We start from the raw sequence: 15,399 nt of genomic DNA, 5'->3' as shown, positions 1-15,399 counted from the left end.
TGCCTATATATCTGTCTGTTCGAATTCTAAGGACTCATGCTCAAGCTGAAAGGCATCATGCAGGGCATTGACTGCCTTGACAAGATCCTTCTGCTTGACCAGCACCCAGATGGTTGTATGGCTGTCCGCTGACTGGAGGATCCTGATGCTTTCCTCTGAAAGTGCTGTGACAATCTTTGAAGTGACACCCGGTACTCCCGCCATTCCGGCTCCCACAACGGAAACCTTGGCACAATGCCGCTCAAGCACCGGCTCATGGCCCAGCTGCTCAAGCGTTTTGACCGCTTTGTCAGCCATATCCTCAGAAACGGTATATACAACGCCATTCGGCGAAATATTGATAAAGTCGACGCTGATCTGTTCATTGGCCATCGCTTTGAAGACCTCTGCCTGCAGGTTGTACTGGTCCTTTTTGGCAAAGACCTTGATCTGCGTCACATTGGACAAATGCGCGATGCCGGTCACAGGGCGCTCTTTAATATCGCTGCCGCGGCTGTTTTTAGTGATGCTTGTGACCAAAGTTCCAAGTCCGTCGGAATATGTGGACCTGATCCTGATCGGCACCTTGGCCTGCATGGCGATCTCCACCGCACGGGGATGGATGACCTTGGCTCCCTGATAGGCAAGATTGCAGACCTCTGTATAGGTGACGACTGAAAGCGCCCTTGCATTCTCGGCGATGCGCGGGTCGGCCGTCATGATGCCTTCTACATCTGTGAAGATATCAATCCACTCTGCCTGAAGCGCAGCCCCGAGAGCAGCGGCTGATGTATCGCTTCCGCCTCTGCCGATGGTCGTGATATCTCCATTCTTGGCTGCCCCCTGGAAGCCTGCCACTACGACGACATCGGATTCCTCAAGCTCCCTGAGCAATCTGTCGCATTTCATTTCGATGATCTTCGCATTCGTGAAATCGCTATTGGTCCTGAAGCCGGCCTGTGCACCCGTCAATGCGGATGCCTCGATGCCTTCTTCCTTCAGCATATTGGTGAACACAATGCTCGAAATGGTTTCACCGCATGATAAAAGAAGGTCATTTTCCCGCTTGCTGATTTTGCTGCCGCTCCCGCCGATCAGCGACAAGAGGGTATCAGTTGCGTACGGATCTCCCTGCCGCCCCATTGCGGAAACGACAGCCACTACTTTATAGCCTTCCGACAAAGCTTTTTTAATATGCCTTTTTGCGTGCGCCCGGCTGCTGTCATCCCGTACGGATGTGCCTCCGAACTTCTGGACGATTATCTTCATCGTAACACCTCAAAAATATCCGTATCCACTTATTTCACCAATTCCAGTTTGATTAAGCTTTCAGCGATCTGCACAGAATTCCAGGCAGCGCCTTTCAACAGGTTATCAGAGACTACCCACATGTGGAAGCCTTTGTCATTGTCAAGGTCCTTGCGGATCCGGCCGACAAAGATATCGTTTTTGCCTACACAATCTGCAGGCATCGGGTAGATTTGATTTTCAGGATCGTCCTGAAGCACAACACCAGGGGCATCCTTAAGGATGTCTTTGATTTCCTGTGCACCCACACCTCCGGCTTCCAGCTCAAAGTATACAGACTCCGAGTGGCCGGTTGCTACAGGCAGGCGGACACAGGTAGCCGCCACCTGAAGATCTGGCATATCCATGATTTTCTTTGTTTCGTTGATCATTTTCATTTCTTCAAATGTAAATCCATTATCCTGGAACATATCAATTTGAGGGATGGCATTAAAGGCAATCTGATAATGCTTTTTGTCGCCTTTGACCGGAAGGATCTTCGGCTCATGCTCTTCATTATTAATGATCGCCTTAGTCTGGCTGTACAGCTCTTCAACTGCCGCAGCGCCAGAACCGGAAACAGCCTGATACGTAGAAACAATGACCTTGCTCAAGCCATGCTTCTTCCGCAGCGGTTCAAGGGCTGCAACCATCTGAATGGTAGAGCAGTTCGGATTGGCGATAATCCCATTATGCTTCCTAAGGTCTTCTTCATTCACCTCAGGGACAACGAGCGGCACGTTTTCCGCCATGCGGAATGCGCTTGTATTATCAACCACAATGGCGCCATGCTCAACAGCATGCGGAGCCAGCTCTTTTGAAACGCCGCCGCCTGCTGAGAATAATGCGATATCCACACCGGCAAAGCTCTCCGGCTTCGCTTCTTCCACAATATATTCATTTCCTTTATAACTTACCTTTGTGCCGGCTGAGCGGGCAGAAGATAGTAAAGTTAATTTCGATACAGGGAAATCTCTGCTTTCTAAAGTCTGCAGCATCTGCTGTCCAACAGCTCCGGTAGCTCCGACGACTGCAACGTGAAATCCTTTTTTGTTCTCCATCCAAAACTTCCCCTTCCAGCATACAAAATGATTAATCGGTTTTAGGCTGCTTTTTCTTTTACAGGCAATATAAGAGGACGGCAGCTGTTGTTTTCTTCGCCACCGCCATTCTTATTGTAGTATAGCATTCACTATGCTTCCAGTATATGAGATGATGGTCCAATGATTGAATAGCTGGACAAACTCATATTTAATATTTTCATTTTAACATATTCACCCGTTAAAGAAATAAACTTTTTTATGATGGAAGGTGCAGAGATCAGTTGCCGTCTTTATAGCGTTCAACAATGACCGGCTGGAGCTGTTTTCCCGTGATGGCCGCTTCAATCGTCTCAGAAAGCAGGGTCATCCTGGCAACCATGGAATTGGGCTTCTTAACTGGATCATCCTGTCCGAATGGGATGAAATATATATTCTTTACTGCCATCAGCCTCATCAGATTCATCCCGTTCAGTCCAAGGGCATCATTTGTGGAGATGCCGACTACAACAGGACTCTGATTCCTGAGCGTTGCCTTTGCCGCCATCAGAACCGGGGAATCTGTCATCGCATTGGCGAACTTGCTCATGGAGTTTCCTGTCAATGGCGCAATGACCATGCAGTCCAGCGGTATCTTCGGTCCGAGGGGCTCTGCCTTTACGATCGAATCAATCACCTTATTGCCAGTCAGGTTCTCGATTCTCGCAATCCAATCCTCCCCCGCTCCAAATCTTGTTTCAGTATTCTGAACAGTGCCCGTTACAACCGGGAGCACCTCTGCTCCTGCATTGACAAGCTTTTCAATTTCAGGAAATACAGCATCATAAGTACAATGTGAACCAGTAAGGCCAAACCCGATCTTTTTACCTTTAAGCGTCATGGTGTTGCCCCCTTTTATTTTGAAAGTCATCGGCCAGCAGAAGGGCCAGCACATTGGCCAGAATCTGCCCTGCTGTTTTCGGGGCAACGATTCCTGGAAGTCCCGGGGCCAGCAGTGCCTTGATGCCCCTCTTTTCGGCATAGCGGAAATCTGTCCCGCCAGGCTTTGATGCCAGATCAATGATCAAGGTATGGGCCGGCATCTTGCTGATGACCGAAGCACTGACAATATGATGCGGTATGGTGTTAATGCAAATGTCCGTGTCTTTGACAAATGACTGAATATCATCCAAATGGAACGGAGTGAGCCCCATTTCAGTAATCCTCGCAATATGCTCGCTCTTTCTTGCGCCAACCTTGACCTTTGCCCCTAAAGAGTGAAAGGTTCTTGCCACACTCATACCGACTCTGCCCAGGCCAAGCACCACCACATTGGATCCGTGAATGGTAAAATCAGTATGCTGGATGGCCATCATAATCGTCCCTTCAACAGTCGGAATCGAATTATAGATGGCAATGTCATCCCGCTCAAACAGCTGCACCAGCCTTCTGTCATTCTGACTGGTGATAGCATCCAGATAGGAATTTGTAATGCCGGAATATATGGTGCAGTGCGGCTGTGTCTGGGCGATCATATCTTCTGTTAAAAAAACCTTCTCATTTGAAAATATAGTCTCAACCTGCCCTTCCAGATTGGTGCCTGGCACAGGCAGGATTATACTATCCAGAGCTGAAAAATCTACTTCATCCACTTTCTCCTTCGATGCTCCGGTAAAAGCATGATCCAGCTGCTCAAAGCCAATCAGCAAGGTTTTGGCATCCAGTTCCGTCAGCTTCCTGATGATCTCCAGCTGCCGGGCATCCCCGCCCATCACTGCTATTTGCATCCCTGTCAGCATGAAATATTCACCTTCTTCTAAAGAATCTTACAGGAATCTAAGTCTCATACATAACTACTCCAACATCCTATGACAGCAACCCAGATAAGGTGAGTTTTTTAAGGCAGAAATATGGGCGGACAGATAATGCGGAAAATCAACCTAAACAAAAGGCGGAGAACGCTTGTCAGAGAAAACACTATCAAAAGGCCATAATGGCAAAACAAAAGGGGTGCAGAATGAAAGATCATTCCGCACCCCTTTTGCCAGCAGCCGCACGCTTCCCTAACGGCCGCCACTCCTTGCTCTGCTGATTCAGATGTCATCATCAGGCATATCAATGATGATCATATCATTGCCGATTTTTTTGATATGCTGCCAGGGCACTGTAATTTCCCCTCCCTGACGCTTCAGGCCGAACCATTTCAGCGACGGAATGAGGAGGGCCTTGATTTGTCCGTCCTTTTCATTTATTTCAAGGTCGGTCTGGCCCAGCACTCCGAGGCGCTCAGCTTTTTTCGCATCAACAATTTCCTTCCCGCTCAGTTCACTGAGTCTCACACAAATCCCCCCAGTCTTTGTCCTCAATATATATTTACGGCAGGAAATTGATTTTAGAAGCATTCCAGCTTCTCGATTGATAAAAACATAGGGGGCAAGATTGAGGGCTTTTGCCGGAGGCACCGGCAACCTCTATTCTGAAAATTGACTTTTAGAGGTGGTTAGTTGGATGGACTGACACCCTCTATCCAGGCATACTGGCTCTCAGGGGGTCTTAGTTGGCCGGACTAACACCCTCTACCCAAGCATACTGGCTATCAGAGGGTCTTAGTTAGCTGGACTAACACCCTCTATCAGGCATACTGGCTCTCAGGGGGTCTTAGTTGGCTGGACTAACACCCTCTATCCAGGCATACTGGCTCTCAGGGGGTCTTAGTTAGCTGGACTGACACCCTCTATCCAGCCAATCTGGCTCTCAGAGTGCCTTAGTTGACCGCACGCACCAGCACCCTCTATTCCGCCAATCACTCAGAGGGCCTCAGCTGGCCGCACTTGATGCCTCCTCTATCCAATTTTCCCGAAGTCCCATCTGACCTTTACCCGAAACATAACAAAAACCCGGCACTCACGCCGGGTTCAAGTCATTTCTCTATTTAAGCCAGATTCTTTGGCAGTACGCCGTCAGGGCTGATCAATGAAACAGAGAATTGGTCTGAGAAGATGGAGTTTGCCATTTCGTTAACTCCTGCTTCTGAGACTTTATCAATTTGTTCGACTATCTCATCGAGTGAACGATGCCTTCCGAGCAGCAGTTCGTTCTTGCCGTTGCGGCTCATGCGGCTGTTTGTGCTTTCAAGGCTCAGCATCAGGCTTCCCTTCATCTGTTCCTTGCTGTTATTCAGCTCTCTCTCAGTGATGCCGTCCCTCTTTAAGGTAGCAAGCGTTTCCTGGATTGTTTCAAACAATACATCCAGCTGTTTGGCTCCGGTTCCGCCGTAAATCGTAACCATTCCCGTATCCTGGAATGAAGAGTGATAAGAAAAGACAGAGTACGCCAGTCCTCTTTGTTCTCTAACGTCCTGGAACAGGCGGCTGCTCATGCTTCCGCCAAGGATATTGTTCAGAAGAATCAGGCTGTACATATCTTTATGGCCGACTGGAAGTCCTTCATAGCCTAAGCATAGATGAGCCTGTTCGGTCTCTTTTTTCCGTGAGACCCGGTTTGAATGAAAAACAGGCTCTTCCTGATTTCTTTCCTGCTTTCCGGCTTCATAGGAGCCGAACAGCTTCTCCACTTCCTGGATGAAAGAATCGGAGATATTGCCGGCAATGGAGATGACAACATTTTCTGGAGTATAAGTTTCATGCATATATTCCCTTAATGTGTCCCCTTTAAAGGTCTCCAGTGTTTCCTCAGTCCCGAGGATCGGATAGCCAAGCGGATGGCTCTCATATATAGCTTTTCCGAGAAGATCATGGACGATATCATCTGGCGTATCTTCATACATCTTGATTTCCTCGAGCACAACATTTTTCTCTTTATTTAATTCTTCATCCACAAAGGTGGAATTAAAGAACATATCGGCCAGTACATCAAGTGCAAATTTTGAGTGTGTATCAAGGACCTTGGCATAATAGCATGTGTATTCCTTTGACGTGAATGCATTAACCTGGCCGCCGATGCTGTCAAAGGATTCTGCTATCTCCCTGGCTGTTCTTGTTTTTGTCCCTTTAAAGAACATATGCTCCAGAAAATGAGAGACTCCGTTATTTCCGGGATGCTCATTCCTTGAACCGGTCCCGATCCAGACACCGATTGCAACTGAACGGACCGTCGGTATATTTTCCAGAACTACTCTTACACCATTTTGGCATGTATATTTCTTTATCAAAGCAACTCCTCCTGTTCTCTATCCTGGTGCATTTAGCGCGGTTTAGTTAGTATAGCTCATTATTGTTATTTTTTCCAAAATCCTGTTTATCTATCACTTTTTATCCATAATACGCTCTTCGCTTAACAATCTTGAAACTGAGGCAATTTCAAAGTCTTTTCCTTTGATTTGCGTGATCATACTGTCGAGTGACTTAGCTGCAGAATCGGTTGGATGCATTAAAATGATTGCCCCATTATGTACCTTTGGGACCACTCTGTTCAGCAGCTCTTCCGGGGAAGGCTTACGCCAGTCGACTGTATCGAGGCTCCACATGACCGTCTTCAGTTTCTTTTCGGCTGCAATCCGGACTGTTTCATCCCGGTAGCTTCCGCTTGGGGGAGCAAACCAGGTGACTTCCTGTCCGGTTGTTGCTTTAATGACCTGGTTGGTCTTTTCAATCTCTTCCCTGATGCGGGCCGAGGATATGGTTTTCATATCCGGATGGGTAAAGGAATGATTCCCGGCTTCATGCCCTGCTTCTGTAATCATCTTGGCAAGCTCAGGATTCTGCTGGACCCACCTTCCTTCAAGGAAAAAAGTGGCTGTTACCTTATGTTTCTTCAAAGTGGCAAGCATTCCCGATAAGTACTCATTTCCCCATGCAACGTTTATGATGAAAGATACCATAGGTTTGTCGGGATTTCCTTTATAAATGGGGGCAGGAGGCAAATCACCCAGTTTCTTTTCCGGTTCAATCTGCTCCAGCACCAATTTATCGGGATCGAATTTCTTCTCGCCCTTCATTTTTTTATAAGAAGCCTCTACATCAACCTTTACCCCATTGTAGCCGGGTATAGCTTTCCAGACCGGGTCGATCCTGGCATCTTGTGGAGCTATGTAATAGTTCTCAGATTCCTTCTCTATCCTTTGTATAAGAGAATCTGACTCTGCTGTTACAGCAAGGCTTTCCATTTTCAGCTGCGATACATAAAGATCTGTAAAAGGGTTATTGACCAGCATCAGCGAAAAAGCACCGATCAGCAGCATACCAGCTAATTTCTTCATTTTCTCAGCCCTCCTTCACTAATTTTTATGTGAAGGGTGGACAGGGTAGAACAGCGGCTGGAAATATACTGAGGGCTGCTTTGCCATGGTTCTGTATGTATAGAAAAAGCCAGGGATGTCCCTGGCTTTAAAATCCGGCTGCAGCCAAAGCCGGCGGGAAGCTGCATTCGTCTGCGTTCCCCTGCATGCCGGCCAAGCCTTCATCTTATGATGAACCGGTAAAAATTAATCCTGTGCCTTCTCCTGCTTTTCGCGCTGTTCCTTAAGAACTGCTTTGCGGGAAAGGTTGACTCTGCCCTGCCTGTCGATTTCTGTAACCTTGACAAGCAGCTCGTCTCCCAGTGACAGGACGTCTTCCACTTTGCCTACACGCTCTTCGGCGAGTTCGGAAATATGCACAAGTCCGTCTTTTCCATTGAAGATCTCAACGAATGCTCCGAACTTTTCAATTCTTTTGACTTTGCCAAGGTACATCTGGCCGACTTCAACTTCACGGACGATGTCTTCGATGATTTTCTTGGCTTTGTCGTTCATTTCCTGGTCTATGGAAGAAATGAAGACAGTTCCATCCTGCTCAATATCAATTTTTACGCCGGTTTCTTCAATGATTTTATTGATCTGCTTCCCGCTTGGCCCGATAACATCGCGGATCTTGTCCGGGTTGATCGACATTGTAAGAATCTTAGGCGCATACTTGGAAAGCTCTTTCTTCGGCTCTGCAATTGTCGCAAGCATAGAATCAAGGATCTGCATCCGGCCTTTCTTGGCCTGCTGAAGTGCTTCTTCAAGGATTTCACGGGAAAGCCCTTCAATCTTGATATCCATTTGCAGAGCGGTCACACCTTTCGATGTACCAGCCACCTTGAAGTCCATGTCTCCAAGATGGTCTTCCATTCCCTGGATGTCAGTAAGGATTGAGTAATGCTCTCCTGACTTAATAAGGCCCATCGCGATTCCTGCAACTGGAGCTTTAATCGGAACACCCGCATCCATCATCGCAAGTGTGCTCGCACAGATGCTGGCCTGGGAAGTGGAGCCGTTTGATTCAAGAACCTCTGAAACAAGGCGGACCGTGTAAGGGAAATCCTTTTCATTCGGGATAACCGGTTCAAGAGCGCGCTCACCAAGAGCTCCATGCCCGATTTCACGGCGGCCCGGACCTCTCATCGGCCCTGTTTCCCCTACGCTGAAGTTAGGGAAATTATAGTGGTGCATAAAGCGTTTTTCTTCTTCGATGCCAAGGCCGTCAAGGATCTGGACATCTCCGAGTGCGCCAAGCGTACAGATGCTCAGAGCCTGGGTCTGGCCCCTTGTAAACAGCCCTGAACCGTGTGTGCGGGGCAGCAGGCCTGTTTCAGATGACAGCGGACGGATTATGTCAAGTCCGCGGCCGTCCGGGCGAACTTTGTCTTCAGTGATCAATCTGCGGACTTCGGCTTTGACAAGCTTGTCTAGCACCTTTTTCACCTGTTTGATGGTATCTTCGTCTGCTTCCTGCTCTTCGTATTGTGCCAATACAGCATCTTTCACTGTTTTAATGGCAGCTTCACGGGCATGTTTCTCCTGCACCTGAATGGCTGAAACCATATCTTTTTCAGCAATTTCACGAACCCGGGATTCGATGTCTGCATCAATTTCGTATAATTTAATTTCGGTTTTTTCTTTTCCAACTTCAGAAACAATCTGTTCCTGGAAGGAAATGAGGCGCTTGATTTCGTTATGGCCGAACATGATGGCTTCAAGCATCGTTTCTTCCGGCACTTCATCCGCACCGGCCTCAACCATGTTGATGGCATCCTTTGTCCCGGCTACAACAAGATGCATATCGCTCCCGTTCTGCTGTTCAACTGTCGGGTTGATGACAAATTCATTATTGATTCTTCCTACTGTCACCCCTGCAATCGGGCCTCCAAAAGGAATATCAGAAACGCTCAGTGCCAAAGATGAGCCAAACATAGCGGCCATCTCGGATGAACAGTCCTGGTCAACGCTCATTACCATGCTTACAACCTGTACTTCATTTCGGAAACCGTCAGCAAACAGCGGGCGGATCGGCCTGTCGATCAGGCGGCTGGCCAGAATGGCCTTTTCACTTGGGCGGCCTTCACGTTTAATGAAGCCTCCAGGTATTTTTCCAACTGCATACAAGCGTTCTTCGTAATTGACTGTCAGCGGGAAAAAGTCAAGGTTTTTTGGCTCTTTTGATGCTGTTGCTGTACTGAGGACTGCTGTATCTCCATAACGGATCAGCGCTGCTCCATTGGCCTGCTTTGCAAGCTGCCCGATTTCCACTGTAAGCGTACGTCCGGCCCAGTCCAAGGAATAAATCTTCTTATCTTGTCCCATTGCTTATAAACCCCTCTCTGCGTGTAAACTTTTTAGAGGTTTAGCGAATTATTGTATTAGCCTAAACCATCGTAAAATTCTTTTATAAATCAAAAAAAGACATAGTTGTATTTAGTATGCACAATTTCTATGTAAAAAATCAATCTATGTATAAGGAAAGCCTGCTTTTTTATAAGCCGGCTTTCTGAAATATCACTTAAAGACGATAAAAAAGCGGGAAAAAATCCCGCTTTCAATACTATCGGCGTAAACCAAGCTTAGTGATTAACTCACGGTAACGGGTAACATCCTTGTTACGCAGGTAAGTCAATAGGTTACGGCGTCTACCTACCATCTTAAGAAGACCGCGGCGTGAATGGTGGTCTTTCTTGTGAGTGCGTAAGTGATCGTTTAAGTTGTTGATTGATTCTGTAAGGACAGCGATTTGAACTTCTGGAGATCCAGTATCGTTCTCATGAGTTTTGTACTCATTGATCAGTTCATTTTTACGTTCTTGAGTGATTGCCATCCTGTTCACCTCCTAATGTTTATCCCCTGTCACTGAGCAAGCGTCGGTGACTCGACTTGCCAAGCAAAGGTTCTTATTTTTGGTACGTTTATAAGAATACAGCTTTTCAGGACAAAAATCAAGTTAAACCTTCATTATTTTCAAAGTAGCCGACAGCTGCGTCTTTATCCCTCGAAATTTGGGCAACCAGTTCATCTACGCCTGAGAACTTCCTTTCTGAACGCAAATAGCGGTGCCATTCTATTTCTACTTCAGAGCCGTAAATTTCCCTGCTGAAATCGAAGAGGTGGACCTCTATTGAGGGCCGGTCGGCAGCCGGCTTATTGAATGTCGGTTTATAGCCGACATTGCAGACGCCTTCTGCCCAGCTGCCATCAACGCGCATCCTGGCGGCATACACCCCTGTAGGCGGATAGATATAACTGGTTCCGATGTCGATGTTTGCGGTTGGAAAGCCGATCGTCCTGCCCCGCTTATCTCCATGGATGACAGTGCCGCGCGTGGTATAATATCTGCCCAGCAGTCCCGGAAGTTCTTCTGTATGCCCCTCTCTGATTTTCTGGCGTATGAGGGTAGAACTGATTTTTTCCGAGCCGTCTGTGAGCTTGTCGACCACAGTGTATGTAAATTCTTCCCTTGAATGAAACGGAAGGGTCTCCATCGTGCCTTTGCCCATCCTGCCATAGCTGTAATCAAAACCAGCCACTATATGCCTGGCATTGAGGCCGATCAGATATTGGTCTGCAAACTCCTGCGGAAGCAGACTGGCAAAGCTGCTGCTGAATTCGACGACAAATAAATAATCGGCGCCAAGCTTTTCTATCTCTTTGATTTTATCTTCAAGAGGCGTTATATACTCTATATGCTGCACGCTTTTCCCCAGTACGACAGAAGGGTGGGGATCAAAGGTCATGACTGCGCTTTTCAGCCCTTTTTGCTCTGCCGCTTTTTTCGCTTCAAGAATGACTTTCTGATGTCCGAGATGAACCCCGTCAAAATAACCCAGGGCCATGGACAGCCCGGGAAAATCCGTTCTGGCAAATTGATGGGGATGTTTAATAGCAATGACTTCCATTGATGATACTCACCTTTTTCTATTGCTGGATACTATGCTTCGTTTCTAAGCACTTTGGACGGCTTCATAAGGCCGGGCTTTGCCGGATGGTGAAGATAGATGGCCAGGGCAGTCCCTGCCTCTGTCTGGACGACAATCGGGCCTGTTTCTGCCTCCAGGAAATCCGGTATATCCAGAAGTGCTCCATTTTTTACTTTCTCTGCAACTGTATCACTAATCGTGTATTTCGGCAAATGAGAAATCCCCTCTTCGAGCGGCCTGATTTTTGCCGCAAGCTCCCCGCTTTCCTGAAGAGCTTCAATCTCTTCGAATGTCAGGCACTCCTCTTTCTCAAAAGAGGCAGAGCGGATTCTTTCAAGGTCAGACATATGGGCAGGATAACCGAGGGCTTCTCCGATCATCACAGCAAGCGTACGGATGTAAGTCCCTTTGCTGCATTCGACCCGGAAGCGGAAAGAAGGATAGGGCCCTTCGAATTCCTGCTCCCCGCTCAGCAGCTCGATTGAGTAGATGCTGACCTTTCGTGTCGGCCTCTCTACCACGATTCCTTTTCTGGCATATTCATAAAGCCTTTTGCCATTCACCTTTACAGCAGAGTACATAGGCGGCGTCTGTGTGATCTCACCCTTCAGATTCTCAAGGACATCGAGGACTTGTGCTCTTGCAATTCTACCGGCAACAGGTTTTTCTTCTATTTTTTCACCAGATGCGTCTTCTGTTGATGTGGAAAAGCCGAGTGTGACTTCGCCCTCATAAGCCTTACCGGCATCTGTGATATATTCCGCAACTTTTGTGGCCCTGCCAATGCAGATGGGAAGGACTCCCGTCACATCCGGATCAAGTGTGCCGGTGTGGCCGATCCTTTTCATCCTCAGGATTTTGCGGAGCTTGAATACACAATCATGGGATGTCATCCCTTTAGGTTTAAATAACGGTATGATTCCTTCCATTTCCATACCCCTCCATTACTGTATGTACGCCGGCTCCCCGGCCTGGGCAGCCAAAAAAAGGATAGACCAGAGTCTATCCTTTTCCGGAAGCTTATTCTTTATCCTGTTCTTCTTTAGATTGGCCTTCTTCCTGTATTTTATGAAGAAGTGTGTCAATGCGATTTCCATAATCGATTGATTCATCAAACTCAAAGATGATTTCAGGTGTTTTGCGAAGACGGATGCGCTGTCCAATTTCTGAACGGATGAACCCTTTTGCTTTGGCAAGTCCTTTAAGCGTGTTTTCCCTTTTCTCTTCGTCGCCGAGAACCGAGATATATACGGTTGCCTGCTGCAGGTCTCCGGTAACAGCAACATCAGTTACAGTCACAAAGCCAATGCGGGGATCCTTGATCTTTCGGCCAATGATCTCGCCAAGCTCTTTCTTCATTTGTTCTCCAACTCTGTTTGCTCTATGGCTCATATGATCACCTCTTGTTAAAGCCACTCTATATCTGTGATTGTCCGTTCTATTTCCGGGAACGAATCGATTAGCTTGAGAGCGTTCTGCAGCTCCGCTTCAGCGGAGACACGGGCAGAAGCAACTGCCGCAACGGCAATTTTGGTCCTCTGCCACGTATCCTGGAAATCAACTTCGGCAACAGACAGATTATGCCTCTGCCTGAGCCGCATGATGATCCGCTGCAGAACGGCCCTTTTTTCTTTTAAAGAATGTGCATCATAAATCATGCATTCGCAGGCTGCAAGGCCAACTACCATTAACGTTCCACTTCTTCCATGATATATGCTTCGACAACGTCGCCTTCTTTTACATCATTGAAGTTTTTGATGGTAATCCCGCACTCATAGCCCTGGCTGACTTCTTTAGCATCATCCTTAAAGCGTTTGAGGGCATCGATTTCGCCTTCAAAAATGACCACTCCGTCACGGATGAGGCGGATGCCGCTGTCACGTGTGATTTTCCCATCTGTAACATAGGAGCCGGCAATCGTTCCAACCTTTGATACCTTAAAGGTTTGGCGGATCTCCGCCTGGCCGATGACTTTCTCTTCGAATTCAGGATCAAGCATGCCTTTCATGGCTGATTCGATCTCGTCGATCACTTTGTAGATGATCCTGTGAAGGCGAACATCCACTTCCTCAGTATCTGCTGCACGCTTCGCATTATTATCAGGCCTTACGTTAAAGCCGATGACAATGGCATTTGAAGCAGCGGCAAGGGTGATGTCTGATTCATTGATCGCACCGACTGCTGTATGAATGATCCTTACATTGACGCCTTCAACATCTATCTTATTCAAAGCAGCTGCAAGCGCCTCGGCGGACCCTTGAACATCCGCTTTGATAATGATGTTTAGATCTTTCATTTCCCCTTGTTTCATATGTTCAAACAAGTTATCAAGGCTGACGCGCGTCTTTTCGCTTCTCTGGGCCTGGATCGCCTGCTGTGAACGCACTTCGCCGACCTGGCGGGCTGTTTTCTCATCCTTGAATACGACAAAGCGGTCGCCTGCAAGCGGCACATCATTCAGACCGGTGATTTCAACCGGTGTGGATGGACCTGCTTCTTTGACGCGGCGGCCAAGGTCATTGACCATTGCACGCACACGTCCAAACGTCGTGCCGACTACGATTGGATCGCCGACCTTAAGTGTTCCATTCTGGACAAGAAGGGTGGCAACTGAACCCCTGCCTTTGTCAAGCTGTGCTTCAATGACCGTTCCGACTGCATTGCGGTCAGGGTTGGCTTTGTATTCTTCAACTTCGCTGACAAGAAGGATCATCTCAAGCAAGGAATCGATTCCATCACCTGTCAAAGCTGAAAGCGGAACAAAGATCGTTTCTCCGCCCCATGCTTCAGGCACAAGTCCGTGCTCTGTCAGTTCCTGCATCACGCGGTCAGGATTGGCAGCAGGCTTATCCATTTTGTTGACGGCAACGATGATCGGCACCTCGGCTGCCTTTGCATGGTTGATTGCTTCTACAGTCTGAGGCATAACTCCGTCGTCAGCTGCAACAACCAGGATCGTAATATCCGTGATCTTTGCTCCACGGGCACGCATAGTCGTAAACGCGGCGTGTCCCGGTGTATCAAGGAAAGTGATCTTCTTGCCGTTTTCTTCTACCTGATAAGCACCGATATGCTGGGTGATTCCGCCAGCCTCGCCTGCAGTCACCTTTGTGTTCCTGATGCTGTCAAGAAGAGTCGTTTTACCATGGTCAACGTGGCCCATGATCGTTACGACAGACGGCCTTTCAGACAGTTCAGCACTTTCATCTTCTGTGAAGTAAACCTCAAGGTCCGTTGTATCGATGAGGATCTCTTCCTCAACTTCCACGCCGTATTCACCGGCAATCAGCTCGATGGCATCTTTGTCAAGATCCTGGTTGATCGTAGCCATTACGCCAAGCATAAAGAGCTTTTTGATGATTTCTGAAGGTTCACGGTGAAGCTTTTTAGCGAGCTCCGCAACAGTCAATGAATCACTGAAGGTGATTTTAGCCGGAAGTTCTTTTTCTTTGCGGGGCTGAGGAGCATGGTTTGTATGCTGCTTCCCTTTATTCTGGTTATTGCGGTTGTTGCGGTTTTTATTATTGTTATTGTTGTTGTTCTTATTGCGGTTGTTGTTGTTATTGCCGCGGCTGCTGTTATTGTTGTTATTGTTTCCAAATGACTTGGATTGATTGCCGCCGCCTGAACGGTTTGCCGGTGCAGATGGCCTTGCTTTGTCGCGGCTGCCGCTGTTGCTGTTCTGCTCGCCTGAAGCTTTTGGCCTTGGCTGGCTATTCTGCTGCGGCTTTTGATTTCCGGCTGACTGATTAGGTCTGGCTGGTTTGGTGTCGGCCTTTTTGCCGAAAATTTCATCCAGCTTTTTAACAGCATCGTTTTCAATCGTTGTCATATGGTTTGAAACTTCCACGTTCATGTCTTTCAATTTTGTTATAACGTCTTTGCTTGAAATATTGAATTTCTTTGCATATTCATAGACGCGCATTTTACTCATATTTTCACCCCC

The 15,399-nt window shown here is 47.6% G+C and carries 14 protein-coding genes; all 14 read right to left on the bottom strand.

The window, feature by feature from the left end; all coding sequences use genetic code 11:
• Positions 1–3 precede the first annotated feature (3 nt).
• The 14 genes from dapG to infB all read right to left on the bottom strand — a co-directional run bounded on the left by dapG (position 4) and on the right by infB (position 15,387).
• Positions 4–1,248, bottom strand: a complete 1,245-nt coding sequence (dapG, locus tag FZD51_RS14510) for an aspartate kinase (protein WP_148975440.1) — start codon at positions 1,246–1,248, stop codon at positions 4–6.
• Between the two features lie 29 nt (positions 1,249–1,277).
• Entirely contained in the window at positions 1,278–2,327 is a 1,050-nt protein-coding gene (gene asd, locus FZD51_RS14505; RefSeq protein WP_148975439.1) for an aspartate-semialdehyde dehydrogenase, read from the bottom strand.
• Between the two features lie 259 nt (positions 2,328–2,586).
• The gene (locus FZD51_RS14500; RefSeq protein ID WP_009791644.1) at positions 2,587–3,186 is read right to left on the bottom strand and encodes a dipicolinate synthase subunit B; all 600 of its coding nucleotides are present in this window, start codon (positions 3,184–3,186) and stop codon (positions 2,587–2,589) included.
• On the bottom strand, positions 3,176–4,084 hold the full coding sequence (gene dpaA, locus FZD51_RS14495) for a dipicolinic acid synthetase subunit A (protein WP_148975438.1): 909 nt from the start codon (positions 4,082–4,084) through the stop codon (positions 3,176–3,178). Before dpaA ends, FZD51_RS14500 begins: the two co-directional genes overlap by 11 nt.
• Before the next feature lie 294 nt (positions 4,085–4,378).
• Complete coding sequence (locus FZD51_RS14490) at positions 4,379–4,624, bottom strand: YlmC/YmxH family sporulation protein (RefSeq protein ID WP_148975437.1); 246 nt, start codon at positions 4,622–4,624, stop codon at positions 4,379–4,381.
• A 593-nt stretch (positions 4,625–5,217) separates the two neighbouring features.
• Positions 5,218–6,456, bottom strand: coding sequence for a M16 family metallopeptidase (locus tag FZD51_RS14485; RefSeq protein ID WP_148975436.1), 1,239 nt, complete (start codon positions 6,454–6,456; stop codon positions 5,218–5,220).
• Between the two features lie 93 nt (positions 6,457–6,549).
• Positions 6,550–7,503, bottom strand: a complete 954-nt coding sequence (locus tag FZD51_RS14480; protein WP_148975435.1) for a polysaccharide deacetylase family protein — start codon at positions 7,501–7,503, stop codon at positions 6,550–6,552.
• A 225-nt stretch (positions 7,504–7,728) separates the two neighbouring features.
• On the bottom strand, positions 7,729–9,849 hold the full coding sequence (gene pnp / locus FZD51_RS14475; protein ID WP_148975434.1) for a polyribonucleotide nucleotidyltransferase: 2,121 nt from the start codon (positions 9,847–9,849) through the stop codon (positions 7,729–7,731).
• Between the two features lie 238 nt (positions 9,850–10,087).
• Positions 10,088–10,357 (bottom strand): 30S ribosomal protein S15, encoded by a 270-nt coding sequence (rpsO, locus tag FZD51_RS14470; RefSeq protein ID WP_009795996.1) that lies wholly within the window; start codon positions 10,355–10,357, stop codon positions 10,088–10,090.
• A 118-nt stretch (positions 10,358–10,475) separates the two neighbouring features.
• Positions 10,476–11,432 carry a bifunctional riboflavin kinase/FAD synthetase gene (gene ribF, locus FZD51_RS14465; protein ID WP_148975433.1) on the bottom strand — a complete coding sequence of 319 codons (957 nt, stop codon included), beginning with the start codon at positions 11,430–11,432 and terminating at the stop codon, positions 10,476–10,478.
• Between the two features lie 32 nt (positions 11,433–11,464).
• A complete protein-coding gene (gene truB, locus FZD51_RS14460) occupies positions 11,465–12,382 on the bottom strand; it encodes a tRNA pseudouridine(55) synthase TruB (protein WP_148975432.1) in 918 nt (305 codons plus the stop codon).
• Positions 12,383–12,473: 91 nt separating this feature from the next.
• A complete protein-coding gene (gene rbfA / locus FZD51_RS14455; RefSeq protein ID WP_022543722.1) occupies positions 12,474–12,845 on the bottom strand; it encodes a 30S ribosome-binding factor RbfA in 372 nt (123 codons plus the stop codon).
• Positions 12,846–12,859: 14 nt separating this feature from the next.
• Positions 12,860–13,141 (bottom strand): DUF503 domain-containing protein, encoded by a 282-nt coding sequence (locus FZD51_RS14450; protein ID WP_009796000.1) that lies wholly within the window; start codon positions 13,139–13,141, stop codon positions 12,860–12,862.
• Positions 13,141–15,387 carry a translation initiation factor IF-2 gene (gene infB / locus FZD51_RS14445; RefSeq protein ID WP_022543721.1) on the bottom strand — a complete coding sequence of 749 codons (2,247 nt, stop codon included), beginning with the start codon at positions 15,385–15,387 and terminating at the stop codon, positions 13,141–13,143. Before infB ends, FZD51_RS14450 begins: the two co-directional genes overlap by 1 nt.
• Positions 15,388–15,399 lie beyond the last annotated feature (12 nt).

The organism is Bacillus infantis (assembly GCF_008180445.1).
Classification (GTDB): domain Bacteria; phylum Bacillota; class Bacilli; order Bacillales; family Cytobacillaceae; genus Bacillus_AB; species Bacillus_AB infantis_B.
This window is presented reverse-complemented; position numbering and strand designations above follow the sequence as displayed.